Below are 25,293 nucleotides of genomic sequence, written 5' to 3' on the forward strand. Positions count from 1 at the left end.
TTCAGCGCTGAGGTTCCTTGCGGCGCAGCGCGGAGAGCCCCACAACGGTCGCGGCACCAATACCGAACGCCGCGATACCCGCTGCGACCGCGTTGCCTTCCCTGACGACGACTGGCATGTTGATCATTACGGGCTCGGGCGGCGCCACAGGCGCGAGTTCCATGCTTTCCGATGACGTCGCCGCCCATGCGGTAAACAGGAGCAGAGCTCGAGCGGTGAAGTAAACGAAAACAAGGATGCCGATAATCGGACCGAACACCGCACCTGCCGGGTTATTCATGACACCAGTCAGGTAGATCTGCCCGAATTGCTTGAAAATTTCGAAGAAGATCGCCATTCCCAGTGCGGCCCGGACCGCGCTACGTATCGCAACCGGGTACCTGGGCAACTTAGCGATCACCCAGGTGAATACGAGCCACGTCGCTGCCACAGCAAGGAGGAATGACACGATTCGGGCGGCGACGCCGACTCCTGGTGCGTCATAAAGTCCCAACGGGGATAACACAAAGTCCATGAGCTGCGTCGCGCTCAGTGCGGTGAGACCGAGCGAAACACCGATCGCGAGGAAAAGACCAGCCATCACGCCCAGGTCGCTGATCTTCGTCGTAATGAAGTTGAGTTTGGGCGGGGTAATGCCCCACTGCATCGTGAGCGCTTTGCGAAGGTTCCCGATCCAGCCAAGCCCAGCGTATAACGCCAGGATCAGTCCGATGCTCAGTGCTGTGCCACGCTGCTCGATCGCATGCTCAAGCAATTCACCAATCTGCTCCCCAAAGCCGCCAGGGAGTTCGTCCGATATCGCAGTTTGGAGATCAGCCAGCAGCGTTTCGTTACGTGCAAGCACGAAACCGGCCGTCGCGAAGCCCACCAGCATCAGTGGGGCTAGTGCGAACACGCTGAAGTAAGTGATACCGGCGGCGTAATAGTCACCGTGCTGCTCGTTGAAGCGCGTGACAGCCCGCATGAGATGGTCAAACCACGGGTATTTCGCGCGCTGCTTGTCGAGGAAGCTCGGCTTGTCCGCCACTACGGTCACCCCTTCGGTGGGAGAAATCCGATCTTGTCGTATACCGCCGCCAACGTTTCCGACGCTACCGACCGTGCTCGCTGCGCACCGATATCGAGCGCGCGGTCGAGCTCGGCAGGATCATCGAGATACTCGGCAACCCGCTCACGGAACGGGACGACGAACTCGGTGAGAACCTCGGCGGTGTCGACCTTGAGATCACCGTAACCTTTTCCGGCAAAATGCAGTTCGAGTTCGGCAACGGAACGCCCAGAAAGCGCAGAGTTGATAACGAGCAGGTTCGATACTCCCGGCTTCGCTTCGGGATCGTAGCGAATGTCGCGCTCCGTGTCAGTCACCGCGGAACGTATCTTCTTCGCCGACACCTTCGGCTCATCGAGCAGATTGATTAGTCCCGCCGGGCTCGGACCGGACTTGCTCATCTTCGCGCGCGGTTCCTGCAGGTCATAGATCTTCGCTGCTTCCTTGGTAATGAACGCGCTGGGGACGACGAAGGACTTGCCGAACCTGCTGTTGAACCGCTGCGCGAGGTCGCGCGTCAACTCCAAGTGCTGACGCTGATCCTCACCGACGGGCACATACTGCGCCTGATACAGCAGAATGTCAGCGGCCATCAGCATCGGATACGTGAAAAGCCCCACACTGGAGTGTTCGGTGCCCTCTTTCGCTGACTTGTCCTTGAACTGCGTCATGCGGCTAGCTTCACCAAAACCGGTGATACACATCAGTACCCAGGCAAGCTGAGCATGCTCAGGCACCTGGCTCTGCGCGAAAATCGTCGAACGCGACGGATCAATACCAGTGGCCAGCAGCTGTGCAGCCGCGTTACGTGTACGGGCCCGCAGCGCCTTCGGGTCATGCGCCACGGTGATCGCGTGCATGTCGGGGATGAAGTAGAAAGCATCGTAATCGTCCTGCATCGCAACCCAGTTCTTCAGCGCACCAAGGTAGTTCCCCAGGTGAAACGAGTCGGCGGTCGGCTGGATCCCGGACAGAACACGCGGCTTGCCCGTACTGGGCTGCGGCGACATAGGAGACGACATGTGGCTCTCGTGCTTTCTGAACTAGTAGCGATCAGGCATAACGTACGGTGACGGGCGCATGGTCGGACCATCGCGCATCATACGACGGGGCACGTTCGACGCGGGCGTCGGCAGCTCGAGCAGCGAGCATCCGCGTGGCGACCTGGTAGTCGATCCGCCATCCGGCGTCATTGTCGAACGCTTTCCCGCGGTACGACCACCACGTGTACGGACCATCGGCGCCGGGATACGCCGCGCGCACGACGTCAATCCACTCGCCGACGTCCCCGATTAGCCCGTCGAGCCAGGCGCGCTCATGGGGCAAGAAGCCGGATGACTTGAGATTGCCGCGCCAGTTCTTGATGTCGGCCTGCGTATGCGCGATGTTGAAGTCACCGCAGATGATCTGCGCACGCTGCGCGACGGTGGTGAGGTAGTCACCGAACGTCTTGAGGAACCGGTCCTTTTCGTCCTGCCGTGGAGTACCCACATCACCAGACGGGAGGTACAGACTCGCTATCGTCACCGGCCCGGCAGCACCCGGTACATCAACCTCGAGGTAACGGCCGGACTCGGCAAACTCATCGTCTTCGAAGCCAATGCGCGTGGCGACGGGCGCGGACCGAGTGAGAACAGCGACGCCGTTGCGTCCCTTGATCGACGACGGAGCTTGCGTCAGATGCCAGCCCTCCGCGAGCACTGGCGCGAGCGCGCTTGCGAGCTGACCTTCGTCGCAACGCGTCTCTTGCAGACACACCACGTCAGCCTCCGCGGCATGCAGCCAGGCAAGCATGCCTTTCTTCGCCGCGGCGCGGGCCCCGTTTACGTTGACTGTGGAGACAATGAAGCTGGCTGGAGTCGACACGTCTTGGCACGCTAGCTGAGCGATAGGTGAAGTGGAAGCCGGGCATGGGGTGTGCCGGCCCCTTAGCCCGTTACGCTGCCCCGCCGTCCGCCTGCATTTTCGAGCAGGACAGCCACAGCGAACACGCCGATACCCGCTGCCGCCAGCACCGCCCCGACGGCTGCCGGAGCGGTGTAGCCGTACCCCGCCGCGATAACCTTGCCGCCGAGCAGCGCGCCGACACCATTGGCGACGTTGAGCGCCGAGTGGTTCGCGGTGGCGGCCAGCGTCTGCGCGTCCCTGGCGACATCCATAAGCCGAGTCTGCAGCGCCGGCACGAGTGCCGCCCCAAAGATCGAGATGAACACGAGGTTGACGAGGGCGAGCGGAGCGGTCCCGGCAGTGACGGTGAAGAGTGCGAGCAGCGCCGACAATCCCGCGAAGAGGCCGAACAGTGCCGGTTTGAGACTGCGATCGGCAAGCACGCCACCGATGATGTTGCCAACGATCATTCCCGCGCCATACAGCATCAGTACCGCTGGTACGAGTGACCGCGGTACGCCCGATTCTTGCTGCACCGTCGAGCTGATGTACGTGTACACGGCGAACATGCCGCCGAAACCAACGATCCCGGTGAGCAGTGTCAGCCAGATCTGGATATTGCGGAATCCGTTGAGTTCTCTCAGCGGGCTTGAACCCGCGGGCATCGCAACGTCCGGAACGACGCGGTTCAGGAAAACCACCGTCAGCACTCCGATCACCGCCACCAGCACGAAGGCGCTGCGCCAGCCGAAATGCTGCCCCAGTGCGGTGGCGGCGGGCACGCCCGCGACGTTGGCGATACTCAGGCCCAGCATCACTTGTGCGACCGCTCGCGCACGGACGCCGGGGCCGGCGAGCTCCGCAGCGACGAGCGCCGCCACACCAAAGTACGCACCATGTGGGAGACCGGCCACGAATCGCGCCGCGAGCAGGGCTTCGTAATTCGGCGCGAAGACCGTTGCCGCATTCCCGACCGTGAAAGCGGCCATCAGCGCGATCAGCAGTCTTCGCCGCGGGACTCTCGCCGCTCCGATCGCGATGAGGGGTGCACCCACGACCACGCCGAACGCGTACGCGCTGATCGTGTGCCCCGCGGCCGGCTCGGTGACGCCGATACCGGCAGCGATCTCCGGCAGCAGACCCATCGCAACGAATTCCGTGGTACCGATACCGAACGACCCGAGCATGATCGCAAGAATGGCGGGCGCGCGCCATAGCGACTGCCCCCGAGTTTCGGCAATTGCCTGGACCGGTTGCGACGTTTTCACCACGCTTCATCCGAACAGAACAAGCCCCGATGGCAATACCCGCCCGGCACGTCTTGTGACACGAATTACGGCGGATACCTCATGCTTCGGACGAACCTCGCGCGTTTAGATTTCTTTGACGGCAGCCTGCAGGTTGTCGTCGAGGGCGCCGAGGAACTCCTCGGTGGTGAGCCATCCCTGCTCCCCCCCGACAAGAATGGCCAGGTCCTTGGTCATCTGGCCCTCTTCCACGGTTTTGATGACGACGTCTTCGAGCTTGTGCGCGAATTCGATCACCGCGGGTGTGTTATCGAGTTTGCCGCGATGCTCAAGCCCCCGTGTCCACGCGAAGATCGACGCGATCGGATTCGTCGATGTGGGTTTGCCCTGCTGATGCATGCGGAAATGCCGGGTCACCGTGCCATGCGCTGCCTCGGCTTCGACGGTCTTTCCATCGGGTGTCATCAACACAGATGTCATGAGCCCGAGTGAGCCGTATCCTTGCGCGACGGTGTCAGACTGCACGTCGCCGTCATAGTTCTTGCAGGCCCACACGTAGCCGCCCTCCCACTTGAGCGCGGAGGCCACCATGTCATCGATGAGCCGGTGCTCGTAGGTGAGCCCAGCCGCATCGAATTGGGATTTGAACTCCTTGTCGAAGACATCCTGGAAGGTGTCTTTGAACATGCCGTCGTACGCCTTGAGGATGGTGTTCTTCGTCGACAGGTACACCGGGTAGTTCTGCTGAAGACCATAGGAGAATGACGCGCGCGCAAAATCTTCGATCGACTTCCGGAAGTTGTACATGCCCAACACGACGCCGCCGGCGTCGGGCATCTTGACGACTTCATGTTCGATGGGCTCGCTGCCGTCGTCCGGAGTGAAGGTCAGGGTCACTGTGCCGGGCCGGTCCACCTTGAAGTCCGTCGCACGGTACTGGTCGCCGAACGCGTGGCGGCCGACGACGACCGGCTTCGTCCACCCGGGGACCAGACGGGGAACGTTCGAAATGATGATGGGAGCACGGAAAATCGTGCCCCCAAGGATGTTGCGAATAGTGCCGTTCGGCGACCGCCACATCTTCTTGAGGCCGAATTCTTCAACGCGCGCTTCGTCTGGGGTGATGGTTGCGCATTTGACGCCAACGCCGTGCTTCTGAATGGCGCGCGCAGCGTCGACAGTTACCTGGTCGTCCGTGGCGTCGCGGTGCTCGATGCCGAGGTCGTAGTACTCGAGGTTCACATCCAGATAAGGATGAATCAGTTTGTCCTTGATGAACTGCCAGATGATACGGGTCATTTCGTCGCCGTCTAATTCGACGATGGTGCCCTCAACCTTGATCTTGGACATGGGTGCTTCGCGTCCTCCTCGGCAGTGTCCCCGGCGTTCCGGCACGCTGTTTGCGCTTTGTGAGCACAGTCGGCGCGTTTCCAGCCAGCACGGTTCATCGGCTTAAACCTATATCGAGTGGGCGGTGTGCGGGCCGACCAAATCAAATATGACAAGCGTACTGCATTAGCGGTTGCGTCAGCATTCCCGCATTCAGCCTAACTGCCTGACACTCGGCCGGGCGAGAGCCCGCAGAGGGGCGGTAGGCATCTTGAGGGAGAAAACGCTACTATCTACGACAGGTCATGAGCGCCAGCGTGAAGCCCCGGCTTGCTGGCCGGCAACCCTCCAGCCGCGGTGGGGTGCCCCGGGTGATGACCGGGTTGTCCGCATGACGGATAGCAAGCGCGGGTCCGCTGGGCGGGCCCGGAGAACGGGATTGAAGCCCACGGAGGTCCACGATGAGCCGATGTCGCTAGGCCGAATGGCCTGCAAGACCCCCCTGCCCATCGGCCGCGCGGCTGCGCACTGACTCAAGGCGATTTCGAATCAGGCTGATTCTCAGCCTTGTGGCGCCGCGCGTTATCCAGGAGAACACTTTCCATGAGCGACTCTTCCCAGACCGGCTGGACCTTCGAAACCAAGCAGATCCATGCCGGCCAGGTCCCCGACCCCACCACAGGCGCCCGCGCCCTCCCGATCTACCAAACGACGTCCTACAGCTTCCGCGACACCGACCATGCGGCCGCGCTCTTCAGCCTCGCGGAGCCTGGCAACATCTACACGCGCATCATCAACCCCACCCAGGACGTCATCGAGCAGCGCATAGCCGCCCTCGAAGGCGGCGCTGCGGCACTGCTAGTCGCTTCCGGGCAGGCAGCCGAGACCTACGCGATCCTCAATATCGCTGAAGCGGGCGATCATGTTGTCGCGAGCCCCCGACTCTACGGCGGCACCTACAACCTGTTTCATTACACGTTGCCGAAGCTCGGTATCGAGGTCAGCTTCATCAAAAACCAGGATGATCCCGATGAGTGGCGCGCGGCCGTCAAGGAGAACACGAAGGCCTTCTTCGGTGAGACGATCTCGAACCCGGGCGGCGAGATCTTCGACATTCCGGGTGTCGCCGCCGTTGCCCACGAAAGCGGCATTCCGCTCATCGTCGACAACACGGTGGCCACGCCATATCTCATCCAGCCGTTCCAGCATGGCGCCGACATCGTTGTACATTCGGCGACGAAGTACCTCGGTGGGCACGGCACCTCGATTGCGGGGGTAATCGTCGATGGCGGCACGTTCGACTGGACGTCCGGACGTTTTCCCGGCTTCACCACCCCCGACCCCAGTTACCACGGACTCGTCTACAGCGAACTCGGCGCGCCCGCATATGCCCTCAAAGCCCGGCTCACCCTGTTGCGCGATATCGGTGCCGCGATTTCACCATTCAATGCCTTCCTCATCGGCCAAGGAATAGAAACCTTGAGTCTGCGCATTGAACGTCATGTGCAGAACACGAAGGCTGTGGCGGAGTATCTCAGTGGCCGCGACGACGTGACGGCAGTGCAGTACGCTGGCCTGCCGTCCTCCCCATGGCACGAGCGCGCCCAGCGCATCGCCCCCAAAGGGCCGGGCGCGGTGCTGTCTTTCGAATTGGCCGGCGGCATCGACGCGGGCAAGCGGTTTGTCAACGCTTTAGAACTGCACAGCCATGTCGCTAACATCGGAGACGTGCGGTCCCTTGTCATTCACCCAGCCTCGACGACGCATTCACAGCTGACACCGGAAGAACAGCTTGCAGCGGGAGTGACGCCTGGCCTGGTTCGCCTCGCTGTCGGTATAGAAGGGATTGACGACATCGTGGCCGATTTGGCACGCGGATTCGAAGCGGCGGCGTCTTGACTGTAAGCCCTGTTCACCGGCCTAGACCGCACACGCAGCGAACGGTGCGCACCCCCTCCCGGTGGCGCGCACCGGATCCTGCACTGTGGCCTGCGCCCGATGGCACGCTTGGTTACGTCGATATCGGTTCGCTGCGCATGGAAAACGGCGCACTGCTCCCGAACGTCACACTCGCGGTGCAACGCTGGGGTGAAGTATCACCGCGCGGCGACAACGTGATCCTCGCTTTGCATGCGCTCACTGGTGATTCCCACGTCACGGGACCTGCCGATGACACGCACCCCACCCCGGGCTGGTGGGACGGACTCATCGGTCCCGGTGCACCCGTCGACACGAACGAATGGTGCGTTCTCGCCGCGAACTCAGTAGGCGGCTGCCAAGGCAGCACTGGTCCGGGTTCCCTCGCACCGGACGGCCGTGCGTGGGGCTCACGCTTTCCAGCGGTAACCATCCGGGACCAGGTCAACGCTGAACTCAAGCTGGCAAACCTGCTGGGCATCGAGCGGTTCGCGTCTGTCCTCGGCGGCTCCATGGGCGGCGCGCGTGCGCTCGAGTGGGAAGTAAGCTATCCCGAACGCGTTGCAACCGCACTAGTCCTCGCGGTCGGCGCTCGGGCAACCGCAGACCAAATCGGAACGCAATCCGCCCAAATCCTCGCGATCAAAACCGATCCCCACTGGCACGGCGGTGACTACTACGGCACCGGCAACGAACCCGAACACGGTCTGGGCGTTGCTCGCCGAATCGCGCACCTCTCGTACCGGGGTGAGGAAGAGCTCGACGACCGGTTCGGCAACTACCCGCAGGGTGAGGTGGACCCAGTTAACGGTGGCCAGTACTCGATCCAAAGCTACCTCGACTACCAAGCCGGAAAGCTTGTGCGCCGGTTCGACGCTGGCAGCTACGTGGTCCTGAGCGACTCATTGAGCAGCCACGACGTCGGCCGCGGCCGCGGTGGAGTTCACAAGGCCCTGGCCGCGTGCCTAACGCCAACCATCGTTGGCGGTATCACGTCGGACCGTCTTTACCCCTTGCGGTTGCAAAAGGAGCTTGCGACGCACCTTCCAGGATGCAAGGAATTGCGCATCCTGGATACCGATAAGGGACACGACGGCTTCCTCACGGACATCGAGGGTATATCGGTGTTGCTGAGCGACATCGTGGACCTAGCCCGGAAAACGGTGCACTGAGCAGCGCCACGTATTGCTAGCATCCATGCATGTCGTCCGCAGCAGAGCCGGTGGGTAATCGCAATGAGGCACCAAAGAAAAAGTGGCGGAAGTTCGGCGGGTTTTCCGGGCTCTTTGTAGCCGGAAAGACGCTTGCTTCAGCGGTATCCGAAGAGCGGCCACTCGGCAAAGCGCTCGCACCCGGCGGAACCGTGGATAAGGCGCTGGATACCGACGGGCCACTCGACCGTCTGCTTGCCAAAGGCGGTGCGCTCGACCGGATGCTGGAACGCGGCGGCTTCCTCGACCGTATGCTCGAGCCCGATGGCCCAGTTGACCGGCTGATCAAGAAGGACGGGCCACTCGACCGTCTGCTCGCGCGCGATGGCTATATCGACCGGTTACTCGAGGAGGGCGGCGCGCTAGACCGGCTCCTCGAACCCGGTGGCGTGCTCGACCAAGTCGTTGAAGAAGGCGGCCTGATCGACCGCTTTATGGAAGTTTCGGTCACCTTAGGAGAAGTCGGGCCGACCATTCAGTCTCTGCATGATCCGATAGCGGGAATCGACCGGTCAGCCGCGAAGCTCGCTACAGCCGTCGGCCCGCTTTCCGATATCGTTGAGCGATTCCCCAGTTCCCCGCGCATCCCGGGCATGCGGCGCCGTAGTACCACTAAAGACACTGCCACCAAAGAGGTTAAGGACCTGGTAGAAGGGGACCTCACCGATAACACCTAACGGCCTGAGATCCGAAAAATACAAGACCGGCAACACGTGGGGCCGCAATCATCGGTGCATGACCAGTAACCTTCTGCCCAAGTTGCTCGTATCCGACGCTGACGCCGCGATTGACTTCTATCGCGAGACTCTTAATGCGGCGCTCACGTTGCGAGTGGCGGATGACCACAGCGTGCACCATGCCGAACTAGCGCTGGGTTCAGCAGCTTTTGCGCTGGCGCAGGCAGTCCCAGAGTGGGGTTGGCACGCCCCCCACTCCGTGGGCGGCTCGCCTGTGCTTCTCACGGCCAGCGTGCCGGATCCGGATGCGACAGCAGAGCGCATGGTGCAGCTGGGAGCGGAGGTGCTCATTCCGGTTGAGAACCGTCCCTATGGCAAGCGGCAAGGGCGGGTGCGGGACCCGTTCGGGCATCTGTGGGTGATTAGTGGCGCTCCCCGTTGACCAAAGCTTGCAGCTAGCCCGTACCGAGCGGATCGATGGAGAGCGTGAGCCACAGGATCGTGGCACCCATGGCTGCCAATGCCGCGACATCAAACGGCCGACTGCGCACAACCAGCAGGCCCGCCTGGATTTCAGGCAGTATCAGCCTGAACCAGGCTGCGAGCAGCGTCGCGACACCGATCACAAACGCTCCGCGGCGCCATCGATCACTGATCACCAGGATGAGGGCAAGTAGCAGAAATGCCGCGATGATGGCCAGCGGAATGTGCGCAATCACCTTGTTTAGGTGCTCACGGGAGAACGCTCGCTGCTGCATCAGCTGTGGTGCGCGCTAGCCAGTTCCGCTACTACTTGCTCGGCGCGCTCCACCACGTTGGTGACGAGGAACGCGCGCGTGAGCGGCCCTACGCCGCCGGGGTTCGGCGACACGAATCCGGCCACTTCCCACACCTCCAGCGCCACGTCTCCCGCGAGCTTGCCAGCTACCCGGCTCACGCCAACATCAAGGACCGCGGCTCCGGGCTTCACCATGTCCGCGGTAATAATGTTCGGCACTCCCGCAGCGGCAATCACTATGTCAGCGCGTCGCACTTCGGCGGCCAGGTCGCGAGTCCCCGTGTGACACAGCGTCACAGTCGCATTCTCGGAGCGCCGCGTCAGCATGAGGCCGATCGGGCGACCGACTGTGACGCCGCGGCCAACAACAACGGTGCGGGCGCCGGCGATCGGCACGTTGTACCTGCGCAGAAGATGGATGACGCCACGTGGCGTGCACGGCAGCGGCGCTGCTTTTCCGAGTACCAGCCGACCGAGATTAATAGGATGCAGACCATCGGCGTCCTTGTCCGGGTCGACACGCTCGAGTGCCGCATTCTCATCGAGATGCTTGGGCAGGGGCAGCTGAACGATGTACCCCGTGCAGGCGGGATCTGCGTTGAGTTCGTCGAGCACTGCATTCAAGTCTTCTTGAGTAATGTCCGCGGGAAGGTCGCGGCGTATCGATGCAACGCCCACTTTGGCGCAATCCGCGTGTTTTCCGCGCACGTACGCTGCCGAACCTGGGTCGTCCCCGACTAGCACTGTGCCGAGGCCCGGCTGAATCCCGCGCTCCTTCAAAGCGTCAACCCGCTTCTTGAGATCGGTGAAGATCTCGTCACGAGTAGCCTTACCATCCAGAATTGTTGCCGTCACGATCGCTATTGTTCCAGGTTTCAGTACCCGCATGCGTCAGGCACCAGGCACACTCGGTACATGCCTGATTCAACGCAGGAGGGAACACCCGTCATCCACGGTCCGCGAGTAACACTGGCGCCGACGAAGCCCGAACATCACGGTCGACTGCGCGAGCTGCACAGCATCCCGTCAATCCGGCGGTGGTGGCGGCTGCCCAGCGCCGACTGGCCCGACGACACAGATGGGCACCCCTACTCGATCATGACCGGGGATCGAATCGTTGGATTCATTCAGTGGTACGCCGAGGATGATCCGGACTATCGGCACGCCGGGATCGATGTGTTTGTTGACCCGGAGGAACAGGGCAACCATTACGGCCGCGAAGCGGTTCAGGTGATGTGCGCATACCTCGTGGATCAGCGCGGCTTTCACCGCATCGTGATCGACCCCGAAGCGACCAACGAAGCGGCGATCCGCGCGTACATCAAGGTCGGCTTCCGGCCAGTTGGCGTCATGCGGCAGTACTCACGCGGTGAGGATGGCGTGTGGCGCAACGGGCTCTTGATGGATCTGCTCGCCACTGATCTCGTCCGCGCACAGTGAGAATTTTCGCTATGAGCGAAAGACATCACGCTAGCACAGATTCGCTCAAATGTTCGACAATGGTGAGGTGCCCGGGGAAGACGAGCCAGAGCTGTACCAGCTAACGGATGCCGAACTAGTCTCGCTGCTGCGCGGTCTCGATGACGCAGCGCGGGCTGCAGCATCACGGCTGTGTGAAGTGATCGCGGAGATCACGTCCCGGGGCACAGTTAGCCGATACGGCTACCGTGACATGGTCGGTTTGCTGCAGGACGCACTGCACCTCGATCGGGGTGACGCACGGCGCTGGACCCGTCGAGCGCTCGCAGCGTGCGTGGGCCGTGGGATCGGAGGTGACGAGACCCCACCGCTGCTGCCCGTCGCAGCCCTGGCATTTCACGAACGTGAGATCAGTCCCGAGCACCTCGACGCGATCGACGACATTCTGGCCGGTCTCCCGCCTCACATCGGTCCGGAACAGCGCGACGAGCACGAAACCACTCTCACCGAACTCTCACGTGCTGCGCATCCCGGGGCTGTGCGCGCCGCCGGCCGCCATTTGAGAGCGCTCGCCGAGCAGGACATCCCGCCGAAGACTGAGGATCGGGCTCCGAAACGAGAGCTGGTTCTCAAATGGAGTTCGAGCGGAGACGCACTGCGAGTAAGCGGGAAGCTTGACAAAGAAAGCGGAGTGCGGCTGGAAACATTGCTTTCCCCCCTTTCCGCGCCCCGTCCCGCCAGCGAGGGCATCCCCGATATGCGCTCCGGTTCAGAGCGCTTGGGAGATGCGTTCGCCGAGTTGCTCGAGCATGCTGAGCGCGCCGCCGACCTGCCCACGGAAGCTGGGGAACCTCCGCACATCGTCGTAACGATGACCCTCGAACAACTTACCGGCGACCTCAACTCCTCCGCACGACTCAATCACGAGCACCCGATTCCAGCAGAGTTAGCGCGCCGCCTCGCCTGTGACGCGAAAATCATTCCGGCAGTGCTTGGCTCTCGCGGCGAGCTACTTGATCTCGGTCGCAGCGAGCGCACCGCACCAGTCGGGCTGCGCAGAGCGCTGAACGTACGCGACAAAGGATGTGTCTTCCCGGGGTGCACCCGCTCGTATCGGTGGTGTCGCGCCCACCACCTCATCTACTGGCAGCGTGGCGGTACCACGTGTCTCGCCAATTTGGCGCTTCTCTGCCCCTACCACCACACGCTCGTGCACAACAGCGAATGGGAAATCCAGATGGGCGCAGATGGCATGCCCGAAGCTATCCCACCGCCCTGGCTCGATCCCGCCCGAACACCGCAGCGAAATCACCACCACCACGCGAAACGCGCTAGCTAGGAGGTGCTACCGCGGTTGGTCATCGCTTGCCAACCGCGGGATACGCTCAAAACGACACCCGGCACAGAACACATTTGCCGCCGCACGGACAATATCGGTGTGTTCCGTTTGATGTTCTACCAGCCGCGCATACCGCCGAATACAGGAAACGCGATCCGTCTTGCGGCGGGCACTGGCTGCGAACTTCACCTCGTGGGTCCGCTCGGGTTCGATCTATCCGAGCCGAAGCTGCGACGGGCTGGACTCGACTACCACGACCTCGCATCTGTCACTGTGCATGACGACCTTGAAGCTGCCTGGGCATCTCTGCGGCCGGAACGGGTTTTCGCGTTCACCGCCCATGCCACACGAGCGCACTCGGACGTCGAATACCGCAAGGGCGACATCCTGCTGTTCGGCCCTGAACCGACAGGGCTGCCCGGTGACGTACGGACAGACCCGCACGTCACCGAGCAGATGCGAATTCCGATGATCCCCGGTCGACGGTCCCTGAACTTGTCAAACGCTGCGGCGATCGTGGTCTATGAGGCGTGGCGACAGCACGGCTATCCAGGGGCTGTGTAACCGCATCACAGTCGGCGGCGGATCGATTCCGCCACCTTCGCCGTGTGAATGTCCAGATAGAAGTGACGGCCAGGAAAGACCTCCAGCGTGAAAGGACCACGGCTGTAGCGCTCCCATTCCTTCGCCTCATCGAGCGTCACCGTCGGGTCATCCTCGCTCACGAATACTGACAGCGGGCATGACAAGCAGGGCGTGTCACCGGAGAACTGATACGTTTCCACTGCTTTGTAATCGCTGCGCACCGCGGGCAGAATCATCTCGGCGATCTCCGGCATGTCGCGCAGCATCTGCACTTGCTCAGGCTCGTTGGCGAGCTTTTCGAGCCGATCAAGCAGGTCGCCATCGGAGCCCTGGTGCAGCGAGGTACCGAGTGACCTATGCGGCGGGATGCGTCCGGAAACGAAGAGATGGGCGAGTTCGAGACCAGCAGCTTCGAGGGCCCGGGCGGTCTCAAACGCCACTGTTGCGCCCATGCTGTGGCCGAATACGGCGAGCGGCTTGCCGCTCCGTTGCTTGATCTCGGCTGCGGCAGCACTAGCGAAGTCGTCAATGCTCTCGCAGAGACGATCACCGAGCCGATCTTGGCGTCCGGGGTACTGCACCGCCAGCACCTGCACCGTGGGAGTCAGCGCGCCGGACAGCGCGTGATAAGCGCTCGCTGCGCCACCAGCCGGAGGGAAGCAAACAAGCTCGGCTTCCGCCGCCGACTGGTGGAATGTCCGCAGCCACTTCGAATCCGCCACAGGTCCCTAACTTACCGGGCGGCACGAACCGCACCCCACAGCCCTAACTATCCGCGTCTCTGGGAAGGCCGAGCATCCGCTCTCCGATGACGTTCAGCTGCACTTCGGTCGTGCCTCCGTAAATGGTGGTGGCGCGCCCGGCTATAAGCTGTTCCATCGCCTTGTCGCTCGGCTCACCGGGGATTGTCACGACGCCCGCCGGGCCCAATTCCTCCACAACGAACTCCGAGATCGCCTGACCGAGAGCCATTCCGAGGAGCTTTCCGACAGAGGAGGTCGTACCGATGTCAGCGCCGGCGAGTTGTTTGAGCACGACGCGTGCACCGATCAGGTCGACCGCCTGACTTTCGGCCACGAGTTCACCCACCCGGAATCGGGCGTGGGGACCCAGAGCCCGCCCCTTTGCGAATTCGAGCAGATCCTTGTCGGTCGCGTAGGCCTCCATTTTTTGGCTGAGTGCGACGCGTTCGCCTGCAAGTGTCGTCCGGGCGACTCGCCAACCGTCGTTGACCTCACCGACGACGTGTTCATCTGGGATAAAGACGTCATCGAGGAACACCTCGTTGAACAACGCGGAACCGGTCATTTCACGCAGTGGCCGCACCGTCACGCCTGGTGTGGACATATCCAGCACGAAATACGTGATGCCTTCGTGTTTCGGTTTCGCGGGGTCGGTGCGGGCGATGAGCATCGCCCATTCAGCGAATTGGGCGACTGTCGTCCAGATTTTCTGTCCGGTGACCTTCCAGCCACCATCGACCTTTACCGCTTTCGTGCTGAGCGACGCGAGGTCCGAACCAGCCCCAGGCTCCGAAAACAGCTGGCACCACACGACGTCACCGCGCAAAGTCGGCACGACGAGGTCGCGCTTCTGCTGCTCAGTGCCGTGTGCAACGATGGCCTGCACCGCCCAGCCACCCATCAGGAGCTGCGGAAAGGCGATGTCCGCAGCGTGGATTTCCTGCGCGATGACGATCTGTTCGAGCGGCGTTGCTGCACGCCCGTAGGGCTTCGGAAGGTGGGGCTGCACCCAACCGCCATCGCCGAGCGCGATGAGCTGCTCGTCCTCATCGCTGATCGCCGCGATCGTCCGCAATTCCTCGCGCACGGCTCGCCGGATCGTCTCCGCTTCTTCAGGCAGTTCGATGCCAGTGCCGCGTGTGACGCCCGCGAGCGCTTGCACCGCGACACGATCAGCGCGCTCTTCCCTAGTGCCCAGTGCACCGCGAATCGCGAGCGCGCGCCGATAGTACAGGTGGGCGTCGTGTTCCCAGGTGAACCCGATGCCGCCATGCACCTGAATACAGTCTTGCGTGACTCGAACCGCAGCGTCTGGCACCACCAGCCCAGCGATGTCGGCCGCGAACCCGGCCGTGCTATCGCCTTTGTCAAGCGCGCTAGCCGCATCCCATACCACCGCACGGGCCTTTTCTAGCTCGACACCCATCAGCGCGCATTTATGTTTCACACCCTGGAACTGTCCGATGGGACGGCCGAACTGCACACGGGTCTTCGCGTACTCTGCGGCCGTCGTGACACACCACGACATGATCCCGAGGGCCTCGGCGGCGAGAATAACGGAGGTCAGCGAACGGCCTCGCTCGATGCTCAGACCGTGCAGCACGCGGTCCGCGCTCACAATGAGGTCCCGCGCTTCGATCCGGGCGGATCCGCGCAGCAAGTCGATGCTGTCCTGCTCCGTCACTGTGAGACCCGCGGTGTCGACAGCCATCCATCGTTCGTCGGGTCCTACTGTCACCGGCAGAACCGCGACAGCGGCCGCCTCGCCGCCTAGCACAGCATCGGCCTGGCCATTCAGTACGTAACCGTCATCCGTGCGCTGCGCGGTGAATGCTGCGCGCGCCCCGGGCAGCACGACGGCGCCCGCCTGTGTGCCTTCTGCGAGGCCGGGAAGAAGCTCAATTCGGGCTTTGGAGTCGGCGGCAGCGATCAGGGCGCTGGCAAGTACCGTCGGAACGAAGACTCCCGGAGCGATGTGCCGGGCAAACGCCTCGAGCGCGACGGCCAGCGTGAGTATGCCGTCACCACTGCCGCCGTGCTCCTCGGGGATGTGCAGCCCGAGGAGATCCTGGTTACCGAGCGCGTCCCAGAACGGGGGAAGCGAATCATGCTGGGGTGCTTCGACGGCCGCCCTGACGTCATCAGCCGTGATATGCCGTTCGGCGAACGACGCTACCGATTCCGCGAGAGCTCGGTGTTCATCCGTAAGCCCAAGACCGAGTTCGTATGATTTGCGTGCCATTCTGTCCCCTACCCGAGCCGCTCAGCGAGGTCGCTGATGCGCCAAGGACCATCGGTTTCAATAGTCTCGCCACCGGACCATCCATGGAGTTCGGTGATCGCGCCGCCCTGAACTGCGAAGACCTTGCCGGTGAGCTTGCATTCCGGGCTGGCCAGACGGGCGACGAGCGGTGAAATGTTGGATGGACTGAATGCGTCGAATTCACCTTCCGGCACCTCGGCGGCGAAGATTGCCCCCATTCCCGGTGTCGCGAGGGTCAAGCGTGTTCGGGCGATTGGCGCGATCGCATTGACACGCACGCCAAAGCGTTCGAGTTCGTCAGCGGCGACGAGAGTCAGCGCGGCGATCCCCGCCTTGGCGGCGCCGTAGTTGCTCTGACCCGCGTTGGGCATAAACGTCCCGGACGCGGACGCGGTGTTGATGACCGAAGCGTTGACCTCTGCGCCGGCCTTCGTCTGTTCTTTCCAATACGCTGCAGCGTGCCGTAGCGGCGCTGCATGCCCCTTGAGGTGCACTGAGATCACTGCATCCCACTGGCTCTCTTCCATACTGGCGAGATAGGCGTCGCGCAGAATTCCGGCGTTATTGACGAGGATGTCGAGTCGGCCGAACTCATCGACCGCCTGTTGCACCATTGCGGCCGCGCCATCCCAGGTCGCCACGTTGTCGGTGTTCGCGATCGCGGTGCCGCCGGCTGCGATTATTTCGTCTGCAACTTGCTGTGCGGGGCCGGTGTCGCTGCCGCTGCCGTCATTCGCGCCGCCGAGATCATTGACGACCACGTGCGCGCCTTCACGGGCGAACAGGAGGGCATGTTCGCGGCCGATGCCGCGTCCAGCACCCGTAATGATCGCGACGCGACCATCGAGAGATCCCATGCTTATTGAACTCCTTTAGATCAGGCGAAATCGACCAGGCCGTCTTTCAGCACTAGTGCGCCGTCGTCCGCTGTCGTCTCGAATGCGTATGAGCCGCTTGGCGACTGATAGAAGGACGTGACAATGTCTTGTCCCGGCAGGACAGGTTTCGCAAACCGCACCGCCAGACGTCGCAGCTGCGCTGTCTGGCCGAGTTCGGTCAGCGCTGCCCATGATGTGAACGCGAGGGTGCACAGGCCGTGGTTGATAATTCCGGGAAGACCTGACATGCGGGCGATTTCATCGTCAAGATGAATCGGCATCGGGTCACCAGAAGCCGGGGAATACCGGAAAGTCTGGTCGTCGTCAATGTGCTGACGGACGATCGCAGCTGGCGCGGCATTCCGCAATGACTCATCGAAGCGATGGGCGGGGGCGGACTCACCCTCAGCCGGTCCCGCGTCGACCTTCCGGAAGAACGCGGTGAGCCACTGCTCGTTGACGAGATCGCCTGCATCAGTCTTCGTTTCCGCGTAGATCACGACTGTTGATCCGTTATCGCGTCCAGTGAATCCGATTGGCTTCGCACGGACTTCGAGTCGATCCCCCGGGCGAATGGGGCGATGGAAGTGAAAATCCTGCTCTCCATGGACGAGTTTCATGAGTAACTCGACTGGCGCAACGGAAAGCGCCGCCGGCGCCATCGACATAAACACCGGCACCACCGCGAATACCGGTGGCGCAACCTCACCATTACGATGCGCGCTGATCGGATCGTTAGTGGCGGCGGCGTATTCGGCGATGCGCTCAGCCGTTACGTCGAAGTGTTCGGTCTCAGTCCACTGACCGAGTCCCGATGTGTCGAACGTAACCGGCTGAGCCTGTGAGGTGGCCGTCATCGCTGGTCACGCCACCAGTGCGCTGAACTTCTCGATCGACTCGTCAAGATCCGCCTGCGCGTGCTTCGCCACCGCTTTGCCGATAGGCCCGACGATCATGGTGCCGTTGAAAGAAGCGTCGATAGTGGCGCGCGTTCCGTCACCGTCAGGCTCGACGCCAAAGGAGATGTCCACCTTGACCCCCGCCATTCCGGTGCCGGTGATGCGGACACGGTCGACTTCTTCGAACTCCTCCACCGTCCACTCGATCTTGTTGGCCATGCCCATCACTGAAATAACCTGAGTGATCTGTGTACCTTTGCCGGGCTTTTCGGGGAGTTCACTCTTCCACTTGACGTGCATCTTCAGCCATTCATCCCAGCGCGAGAGGTCGAGGAGAGCCTCCCAGCCCTTCTCCGGCGGGACAGGGATGACTTTGGATACGGACACTGATGCCATGGTTTGCTCCTTAAGGGTTGGGCTCGATAGGTCTGTGGTCAGCGATCGGCAGGCTGGTATGCGGTGACGACTACCGCCCCGCCGAGGCCAATGTTGTGCTGGAGTGCGGTCTTCGCTCCGGTGACTTGGCGTTTTTCTGCCGTTCCACGGAGTTGCCAGGTGAGTTCGGCACACTGCGCGAGGCCGGTCGCACCGAGCGGGTGCCCTTTCGAGATCAGCCCGCCCGAGGGATTGACGACCCAGCGACCGCCGTAGGTGGTGTCGTCGTTATCGACGAGCTTTCCGCCGTCCCCTTCGGCGCACAGACCGAGCGCTTCGTAGGTAATGAGTTCGTTGGTGGAGAAGCAGTCATGCAACTCGATGACGTCGACGTCGTCTGGCCCGATCCCAGCTTGGTCGTAGACCTTGCGCGCTGCCGTCTTGGTCATGTCGGCCCCGACGAGTGTGATCGCGCTGTTCGCCGAGAACGTGGAGGCAAGGTCGGTGACCATCGCCTGTCCGACGATTTCCACCGCACGGCCACTGAGCCCGTGCTCGTCAACAAACCGTTCGCTGGCGAGAATTGCCGCCCCCGCCCCGTCGGAGGTTGGCGAGCATTGCAGCTTCGTCAGCGGCGCGTAGATCTCTTTAGCGTTCAGTACCTCGTCGAGGCTGTACGCGTCACGGAACTGTGCGTAGGGGTTGTTTTGCGAATGCCGGTGGTTTTTGACGCCAATCTTGGCGAACTGCTCAGCCGTGGTTCCGTATTTGTCCATGTGTTCACGCCCGGCCGCGCCGAACATGTAGGGCGCCGGCGGCATTGCGAATTCCTGTAGTTCAGCAAGGGCCATAAGGTGGCGCATCATCGGCTGCTCGCGGTCGTCAAAGGTCGACCCGAGCGAACCCGGCTGCATCTTCTCGAATCCGAGGGCGAGCGCGCAGTCCGCACTCCCGCCGCGGATGGCTTGCGCTGCAAGGAACAACGCTGCGGAGCCGGTGGAACAGTTGTTGTTGACGTTGACGATCGGCACACCGGTCATGCCCAGTTCGTAAATCGCACGCTGGCCCGATGTCGACTCACCGTAGACATACCCCGCGTAGGCCTGTTCGATTTCGTTGTAGGCGATGCCTGCGTCGTCCAGCGCATTTACACCAGCGGTGCGAGCCATATCGGGGTAGTCCCACTCGACGGCGCCTGGCTTTTCGAATTTCGTCATCCCCACTCCGATGACGAACACCCTGTTCTGCGTCATTGCACGAACTCCTGATCATCGGCGCCCAACTTGGTGGGACGCGGTGTATCAGTAATGTAGGTGATGCAATATGTCTCACACAAGTAGACTGGCCGATTATTCTCATATTCGTGTCGCAGAAAGCAGTCCAGAGCCGGGCACCCCAGGACCGGCGCGCCGTCCGATGGGAAGCCCACAAAGAGCACCGGCGCAGAAGCATCCTCGACGGGGCCGTCTCCGCAATCGAAGAAATCGGCCCTGACGTGGGAGTCAGTGATATCGCCAAACACGCTGGGGTGACACGCGCAGTGATCTACCGGTTTTTCCGGGACCGCGCGGACCTCGACTTCCAGATTCGCTCCCACATCGCCGATGACGTGCTCAGCGGTGTCACACCTACTTTCACCATTGAGGACACGGCACAGTCGCTCATCCGGCGTGCCGTCCATACCTACATCGGGTGGACGAAAGATCACCCAAACCTGCACCAGTTCGTGGGACGCCGCTCCTCCCGGGACGGCACCCGCGGGCCCGACGTCGCCACGGGAGCGAAAACCACGATGGCGCTGCAGGCCCGCGAAATCTTCACCATGGTGCTCACCGCGGCGGGCCGCGAAACTGACATCGCAGAGCCCCTCGCCTTTGCTCTAGTAGGCCTCGTTGACTCAGCGGTCAATCGGTGGCGGCGCAGCAAAGGCAAGGACCTGAGCGCACAACGCCTCGAAACACTCCTGACCCAGTGGATCTGGCAGCTGATCAGCTCGAATATGGAAGAAGTCGGGATCTCGATTCCACCCGACATTCCGGTTTCACAGGCGCTGAAGGACCTCGCGGAGAGCGCCTAGTCGCCGGTGAAATGCGGTGCGCGCTTCTCCATGAACGCCTCGACCGCCTCGACGTGGTCGCTAGTGTGGTGCGCGAGCGGCTGCATCGCGGCGGAAAGTTCGAGCAGACTTTCAAGTCCGAGCTTCTGCCCTTCACGCAGCAACTTTTTCGTCATGCGAAGCGCATGTGGCGGGTTTGCGGCGACTCGCCGCGCAAGTGCGTGCGCCTCGCCCATGAGTGCCGCCCCTGGTACGACCTTTGAGACGAGTCCCCACTCAAGGGCAGTCTGCGCATCGATTGCATCGCCGGTAAATGCCATCTCGGCGGCACGCGCATTGCCCACTGCTCGCGGCAGCAGCCACGCCCCACCATCCCCGGGGATGATTCCGAGCTTGATGAAACTCTCAGCGAACACTGCAGTGTCGGCGGCAATCCGCATGTCACACATCAGTGCGAGGTCACAGCCCGCGCCGATCGCAGCACCATTAACAGCTGCGATCACGGGGATTTCGCAATGGTATAGGGCCAGCGGGATCCGCTGAATCCCGTTGCGGTACCCGTTGCGCTGCTGATGTGGGGCACCCCCGAAGATTCCCTGCCGGTCCGCCATGTGCTTGATATTCCCGCCGGACGAAAAACCCTTCCCCGCACCGGTGAGAATCGCAACGCGTACGTCCATGTCGCGGTTCGCCTCCCAGATGAGTTCGGTCAGCCGGTCTACCACAGCCTGATCTGAGATCGGGTTGCGCTGATCCGGCAAGTTGAGCGTCCACGTGACGATGTGGTTTTCCCGCGTTACGAGTACCACGTCATTCGACATGCAGCACCTTTCTTCACGACCATTTGGCAAGCAACGCTTCTATGTGCCCCACCAATTCAAGCGGTGCATCGAACATCACGTGATGGCCGCTCTCGACTACTGCGAATACCGCGTCTGGCCCGAGCAGCGTTTCAGCTGCCCGCAGCGTTTCCTCGTTTATCACCGACCGTCGGCTTGCGCGCAGCAAGGCCGCAGGTGACAGCAGTGCGCGGTCAACGGCCTGGGGCCGCGTCAGCGCCGTGAAAACGCCCGGATCGAACTTCCACGTCCACCCCCGCGGGCCCCTGCGAACGGACCGCAGCCCTACATGCCGCCGCAGATACGGGGCGATCGGTTCGATGGTGCCAATCGGCTGGAAGGCTGCGGCCGCTTTCCGTTGATCCGGGTAGACCTTGCCGCTGCCCAGCGCCATCTCGGCGAAGCCCGTCTTATGTGCCTCCGACGGCGGACGCGCAAAACCTGAATCCACGAAGACAACGCCGCCAAACGAAGTTACGGTAGTTGCGAGTTCGTATGCAACGCGTCCGCCCATACTGTGCGCGACAAGTACTGGACTGCGGAGATGGAGCTCATTGACGACAGCGAAAACGTCTCGCGCCCACTGCTCGTAACTGTACGTGCGACGATGCTCGCTATCGCCGTGCCCGCTGAGACTCACTGCTACCACCCGGCGATTGCGGGCAAGCTGGGGCCCGATGTGGTCCCACCAGCTGGCATTGGCGGCGACACCGTGAATGAGCACTACGCTAGCCGCGCCGACCGGGCCCCACGCCCGGTAAGCGACGTTCACACCGTCGCTCACGGTATATCCAACATCGACTGGTGCCGCGACCGCGGCGCGGAACCACTCCGGTTCACTACTCATCTGCGCCCTCCGTTCCAGGACTCTACGGCAGGGGCGCACCGCGAGCCGTAATCCATAGGTCGTACCACTCCTCGTGAGTGAGCTGGGGTTCGCTCACCACCGCGTCCCGGCAGGCACGAATGCGGTCCGGCTGGGCGGTACCGATGACTGGAGCAATCCGGGCTGGATGCCGCTGCAGCCACCACAGCAGAATTGTTTCCGGTGTGGTGTGCTTTGTATGTGCCAGCGTCCGGACTAGTTCCGCGGTCGCGATCTCCGTATTCGTCTGTTGCCTGCCGCTGTACCGGCCCTGCGCCAGCGAGGCCCACGCCTGCAGCCGCACATCATGCATGCGACAGTACTCAATCGTCCCGTGCGGAAACCCGATTTGAGTCGCATCAGCGGTATTGACCAGGACCCCAAGCTCAATCCAGTCCCGCCGGAACAGACTCATTTCAAGCTGGTTCACAACGAGCGGTACGTCCAGGCAGCTCTGCAGGTATGCGATCTGCGGTGCATCCATGTTGGATACACCGAAGGCCCGCACCAAGCCTTGTTTGTGGAGCGACGTGAATGCCTCACTGATGTCGTCGGGATCGGCAAGCGGATCTGGCCGGTGCAGTAGCAGGGTGTCAATAACGTTTGTCCGCAGTCGCTCGAGACTGCCCTCCACGCTCTGGACGATATGCTGCCCGCGCAAGTCGTACAGTCCTTTACTCAGCCCTCCGGGAAGCCTGATTCCGCACTTAGTCTGGATGCGGATCTGCTCACGTAAACCCGGGGCACCCGCGAGGACTTCGCCGAAAACAGCTTCCGATTTGCCGCCACGATAGATATCGGCGTGGTCGAATTCGGTGATACCAACGTCGAGAGCTGTCTCGATTGCTGCCTCTGCCTGTGCGACTTCACGTGCCCCGTACTTTTCTGCGGCCCACTCGCCACCCAACCCCATGCATCCGTACAACGGCCGTCCAAAGAGCGTCACGCCTCCCCTTTCAGAATGCTGGGCGCAACAAGCCCGACACCACGGATCTTTCGCACCTCACACGGCTCGGTTTCATACTCTTTTTCGACGGCGGACGCTGTCGTCGCATCGACAAGCACCGCACCCGGCGGGGCTTGCTCGGTCAGTCGGCTCGCCACATTGACTGGCTGCCCGAAAATATCGCCAAGCCGCGAGACGACCTCCCCCGTCGCCATTCCGACCCGGACTGCCGGCAGCTGGTTCCGTTCCGACAATGCTGCACTCAGCTCACACGCTATGGCAGCACCCTGCAGCGGCGTATCCGCGACAAAGAGCACGGCATCACCGACGAGCTTGATCACGCGCCCGCGCCGGCGGAGCACCACGTCCATCGCGATTAGCTCGAATCGGGTCACCAGTCGGGCGAGCTCGTCCGGAGCTAGTGTCCGCACCAGCGACGTAAACGAAACCATGTCCGCGAAGCCCACCGACAGCATCAGCTTCTGCGCATTTTCTGTGTCACGCCCAAGCCGCCAGGCCGCGATTTCGGTCAGTTGCCGACGCCACGAATAGCGGACAAGATCGTCGATATCGTCGACGTGGTCAAGAATGTACGAGACACCTGTGCGGACGACATCAGATGAGGTGTCCGCGCTCGATACCGCAGCGCGCTGGGCCCGCTCTTCCATAGCCATGACGTGCCAGCTCGCGAGGCGGGACATGTGGTGCCCGAGCGCACGCAGCAGCGCAGCTCCGATTTCTCCCTCAGGATCGACGTCAGCCTCGAGTTTTGCCAACACTCCGAAGCCACGCACGTCCTCGTCAGTGAAGACACGCTCGTCGCCGACCGGATCAGTCAAGCCCAGCGCGCGCCAGTACCGCAGCGCGCGATCGTGCGTCACGCCGGCAGCTTCAGCTGCTTCAGATAGCGTCATGACCGGTGTCGCACCCAGCAGGCGGCGCGCCATTTCCTGTCCACTGTCGGGTGGCACGCCATCGTTCATGTCTTCCACCGTCCAAGTCTCGGACCCGTCTTTAGCAGTGTAATGGTCAGTAGCTTGGTGGCCATTACACGCCGGGTCACCGCCTCAGACGAATTCGACTACCACCGACGTGAACGCATCGTTGTCGTCACCCGGCGCGGTGTGCGCAGCGCTGTCGAGTTCAACAAACTGTGCCGACGGGACGGCATCAAGGAAGCTGTGCACACTTCGGCGACTCACGACGTCTGAAAGTCCGCCCCGCACAACGAGGATCGGAATTCCGAGATTTGCGGCGATCGATTCAAGCCGCTCCGCCAATTCGGTGAGATGCTCAGCCGGGTCGTCGATGAACTTGGGATCCCAATGCCAGTACCAGCGGCCGTCGTCGCGCAGGCGCAGGTTGCGGCGCAAACCGTCGAGGTTCGTGGGACGTTTGCGGTGCGGCAGGTACTCCGAGATCGCATCCGCCGCGTCTTCGAGATGAGAGAAGCCATCGAGGTGGCGACGCATGAACTCCCTGATGCGAACGCCACCCTGCATCTCCATCTTCGGAACGATGTCGACCAGGATGAGTTTGCGCACCGCCTCATCAAGTTGATGGGCCGCAAGAATTCCCGTGAGCCCACCCAGGCTGGCACCGACGATGGAGACGGGCTCACCGAGTTGTTTGACTACTGCAACAACGTCGGCAGCGAACAGTTCGAGGCTGTAACCGCCTGCATCTGCCCATTCGCTCTCGCCGTGCCCGCGGGCATCGAGAGCTACCACCCGGAATCCGCGCGCCGCGAGACGCTCACCTGTCTCTTTCCACGAATGCCTGGTTTGCCCGCCACCGTGCAGAAGAAGGACGATCTTGTACCCCGTGTCGCGACCCCACTCGTCGCCCGCAAGGCGCAGTCCACCATGCCCGTAAAAAGTGACAGGCTGAGGAGAAATCGTGTCGGTGCGATTCATAGTGACGGGACTCTACTTGACTCACACTGATTACTCACTTCGGGCACGGATTCAGACTCCCAGCGCCGGCTCTGGC

The 25,293-nt window shown here is 62.2% G+C and carries 26 protein-coding genes and 1 riboswitch; of the genes, 8 read left to right on the forward strand and 18 right to left on the reverse strand.

Features of this window, described 5'->3' with window-relative positions:
• Position 1: 1 nt before the first annotated feature.
• The 5 genes from ONR57_RS03970 to ONR57_RS03990 all read right to left on the reverse strand — a co-directional run bounded on the left by ONR57_RS03970 (position 2) and on the right by ONR57_RS03990 (position 5,532).
• Positions 2–1,027 (reverse strand): YhjD/YihY/BrkB family envelope integrity protein, encoded by a 1,026-nt coding sequence (locus tag ONR57_RS03970; RefSeq protein ID WP_265121609.1) that lies wholly within the window; start codon positions 1,025–1,027, stop codon positions 2–4.
• A 5-nt stretch (positions 1,028–1,032) separates the two neighbouring features.
• Entirely contained in the window at positions 1,033–2,070 is a 1,038-nt protein-coding gene (trpS, locus tag ONR57_RS03975; RefSeq protein WP_265121610.1) for a tryptophan--tRNA ligase, read from the reverse strand.
• Positions 2,071–2,101: 31 nt separating this feature from the next.
• Positions 2,102–2,914 (reverse strand): exodeoxyribonuclease III, encoded by an 813-nt coding sequence (locus ONR57_RS03980; protein WP_265121611.1) that lies wholly within the window; start codon positions 2,912–2,914, stop codon positions 2,102–2,104.
• A gap of 62 nt (positions 2,915–2,976) precedes the next feature.
• On the reverse strand, positions 2,977–4,203 hold the full coding sequence (locus ONR57_RS03985; protein WP_374116380.1) for an MFS transporter: 1,227 nt from the start codon (positions 4,201–4,203) through the stop codon (positions 2,977–2,979).
• Positions 4,204–4,308: 105 nt separating this feature from the next.
• On the reverse strand, positions 4,309–5,532 hold the full coding sequence (locus ONR57_RS03990) for an NADP-dependent isocitrate dehydrogenase (RefSeq protein ID WP_265121612.1): 1,224 nt from the start codon (positions 5,530–5,532) through the stop codon (positions 4,309–4,311).
• Between the two features lie 280 nt (positions 5,533–5,812).
• Positions 5,813–5,925: riboswitch (SAM riboswitch) on the forward strand.
• Between the two features lie 189 nt (positions 5,926–6,114).
• Between ONR57_RS03990 and ONR57_RS03995 the strand changes: the two genes are divergently transcribed.
• From ONR57_RS03995 to ONR57_RS04010, 4 genes are read left to right on the forward strand one after another with little or no spacing between them, the layout of a single operon-like run.
• Complete coding sequence (locus ONR57_RS03995) at positions 6,115–7,410, forward strand: bifunctional o-acetylhomoserine/o-acetylserine sulfhydrylase (RefSeq protein WP_265121613.1); 1,296 nt, start codon at positions 6,115–6,117, stop codon at positions 7,408–7,410.
• 44 nt (positions 7,411–7,454) lie between these two features.
• Positions 7,455–8,600, forward strand: coding sequence for a homoserine O-acetyltransferase (locus tag ONR57_RS04000; protein ID WP_265121614.1), 1,146 nt, complete (start codon positions 7,455–7,457; stop codon positions 8,598–8,600).
• 29 nt (positions 8,601–8,629) lie between these two features.
• A complete protein-coding gene (locus ONR57_RS04005; RefSeq protein WP_265121615.1) occupies positions 8,630–9,316 on the forward strand; it encodes a hypothetical protein in 687 nt (228 codons plus the stop codon).
• Positions 9,317–9,374: 58 nt separating this feature from the next.
• Positions 9,375–9,758, forward strand: coding sequence for a VOC family protein (locus ONR57_RS04010; protein WP_265121616.1), 384 nt, complete (start codon positions 9,375–9,377; stop codon positions 9,756–9,758).
• A 13-nt stretch (positions 9,759–9,771) separates the two neighbouring features.
• Here ONR57_RS04010 and ONR57_RS04015 read toward each other — a convergent pair whose 3' ends face one another.
• Complete coding sequence (locus ONR57_RS04015; RefSeq protein WP_265121617.1) at positions 9,772–10,074, reverse strand: DUF3017 domain-containing protein; 303 nt, start codon at positions 10,072–10,074, stop codon at positions 9,772–9,774.
• Entirely contained in the window at positions 10,074–10,949 is an 876-nt protein-coding gene (locus ONR57_RS04020; RefSeq protein WP_265121618.1) for a bifunctional methylenetetrahydrofolate dehydrogenase/methenyltetrahydrofolate cyclohydrolase, read from the reverse strand. The genes ONR57_RS04015 and ONR57_RS04020 overlap by 1 nt, the downstream gene beginning before the upstream one ends.
• Positions 10,950–11,009: 60 nt before the next feature.
• Between ONR57_RS04020 and ONR57_RS04025 the strand changes: the two genes are divergently transcribed.
• The 3 genes from ONR57_RS04025 to ONR57_RS04035 all read left to right on the forward strand — a co-directional run bounded on the left by ONR57_RS04025 (position 11,010) and on the right by ONR57_RS04035 (position 13,416).
• Entirely contained in the window at positions 11,010–11,534 is a 525-nt protein-coding gene (locus tag ONR57_RS04025; protein WP_265121619.1) for a GNAT family N-acetyltransferase, read from the forward strand.
• Between the two features lie 49 nt (positions 11,535–11,583).
• A complete protein-coding gene (locus ONR57_RS04030; protein ID WP_265121620.1) occupies positions 11,584–12,852 on the forward strand; it encodes an HNH endonuclease signature motif containing protein in 1,269 nt (422 codons plus the stop codon).
• Between the two features lie 99 nt (positions 12,853–12,951).
• A complete protein-coding gene (locus tag ONR57_RS04035; protein ID WP_265121621.1) occupies positions 12,952–13,416 on the forward strand; it encodes a tRNA (cytidine(34)-2'-O)-methyltransferase in 465 nt (154 codons plus the stop codon).
• A 5-nt stretch (positions 13,417–13,421) separates the two neighbouring features.
• On the opposite strand, the gene ONR57_RS04040 is transcribed toward ONR57_RS04035, so the two are convergent.
• The 6 genes from ONR57_RS04040 to ONR57_RS04065 are packed head-to-tail and all read right to left on the reverse strand — an operon-like array spanning position 13,422 to position 19,848.
• Positions 13,422–14,159, reverse strand: a complete 738-nt coding sequence (locus ONR57_RS04040) for a thioesterase II family protein (protein WP_265121622.1) — start codon at positions 14,157–14,159, stop codon at positions 13,422–13,424.
• 43 nt (positions 14,160–14,202) lie between these two features.
• Entirely contained in the window at positions 14,203–16,422 is a 2,220-nt protein-coding gene (locus tag ONR57_RS04045; protein WP_265121623.1) for an acyl-CoA dehydrogenase, read from the reverse strand.
• An 8-nt stretch (positions 16,423–16,430) separates the two neighbouring features.
• Positions 16,431–17,300, reverse strand: coding sequence for an SDR family oxidoreductase (locus ONR57_RS04050; RefSeq protein WP_265121624.1), 870 nt, complete (start codon positions 17,298–17,300; stop codon positions 16,431–16,433).
• 20 nt (positions 17,301–17,320) lie between these two features.
• Entirely contained in the window at positions 17,321–18,178 is an 858-nt protein-coding gene (locus tag ONR57_RS04055) for a MaoC/PaaZ C-terminal domain-containing protein (protein ID WP_265121625.1), read from the reverse strand.
• A gap of 6 nt (positions 18,179–18,184) precedes the next feature.
• Complete coding sequence (locus ONR57_RS04060; protein WP_265121626.1) at positions 18,185–18,616, reverse strand: SRPBCC family protein; 432 nt, start codon at positions 18,614–18,616, stop codon at positions 18,185–18,187.
• A gap of 38 nt (positions 18,617–18,654) precedes the next feature.
• A complete protein-coding gene (locus ONR57_RS04065) occupies positions 18,655–19,848 on the reverse strand; it encodes a lipid-transfer protein (RefSeq protein WP_265121627.1) in 1,194 nt (397 codons plus the stop codon).
• A gap of 110 nt (positions 19,849–19,958) precedes the next feature.
• On the opposite strand from ONR57_RS04065, the gene ONR57_RS04070 reads away from it, so the two are divergent.
• Positions 19,959–20,672: a TetR/AcrR family transcriptional regulator gene (locus ONR57_RS04070; protein ID WP_265121628.1), complete on the forward strand. Its 714-nt coding sequence runs from the start codon at positions 19,959–19,961 to the stop codon at positions 20,670–20,672.
• On the opposite strand, the gene ONR57_RS04075 is transcribed toward ONR57_RS04070, so the two are convergent.
• The 5 genes from ONR57_RS04075 to ONR57_RS04095 form a co-directional block, all read right to left on the reverse strand.
• Complete coding sequence (locus ONR57_RS04075; RefSeq protein ID WP_265121629.1) at positions 20,669–21,472, reverse strand: crotonase/enoyl-CoA hydratase family protein; 804 nt, start codon at positions 21,470–21,472, stop codon at positions 20,669–20,671. The genes ONR57_RS04070 and ONR57_RS04075 overlap by 4 nt on opposite strands.
• A 13-nt stretch (positions 21,473–21,485) precedes the next feature.
• On the reverse strand, positions 21,486–22,337 hold the full coding sequence (locus tag ONR57_RS04080; protein ID WP_265121630.1) for an alpha/beta fold hydrolase: 852 nt from the start codon (positions 22,335–22,337) through the stop codon (positions 21,486–21,488).
• A gap of 22 nt (positions 22,338–22,359) precedes the next feature.
• Positions 22,360–23,301, reverse strand: coding sequence for an aldo/keto reductase family oxidoreductase (locus ONR57_RS04085; RefSeq protein ID WP_265121631.1), 942 nt, complete (start codon positions 23,299–23,301; stop codon positions 22,360–22,362).
• Positions 23,298–24,284, reverse strand: coding sequence for an adenylate/guanylate cyclase domain-containing protein (locus ONR57_RS04090; RefSeq protein WP_265121787.1), 987 nt, complete (start codon positions 24,282–24,284; stop codon positions 23,298–23,300). The genes ONR57_RS04085 and ONR57_RS04090 overlap by 4 nt, the downstream gene beginning before the upstream one ends.
• Before the next feature lie 84 nt (positions 24,285–24,368).
• Complete coding sequence (locus ONR57_RS04095) at positions 24,369–25,217, reverse strand: alpha/beta fold hydrolase (protein ID WP_265121632.1); 849 nt, start codon at positions 25,215–25,217, stop codon at positions 24,369–24,371.
• Between the last annotated feature and the right edge of the window lie 76 nt (positions 25,218–25,293).

The sequence above is a fragment of the Hoyosella sp. YIM 151337 genome, assembly GCF_026041215.1.
Lineage (GTDB): Bacteria > Actinomycetota > Actinomycetes > Mycobacteriales > Mycobacteriaceae > Hoyosella.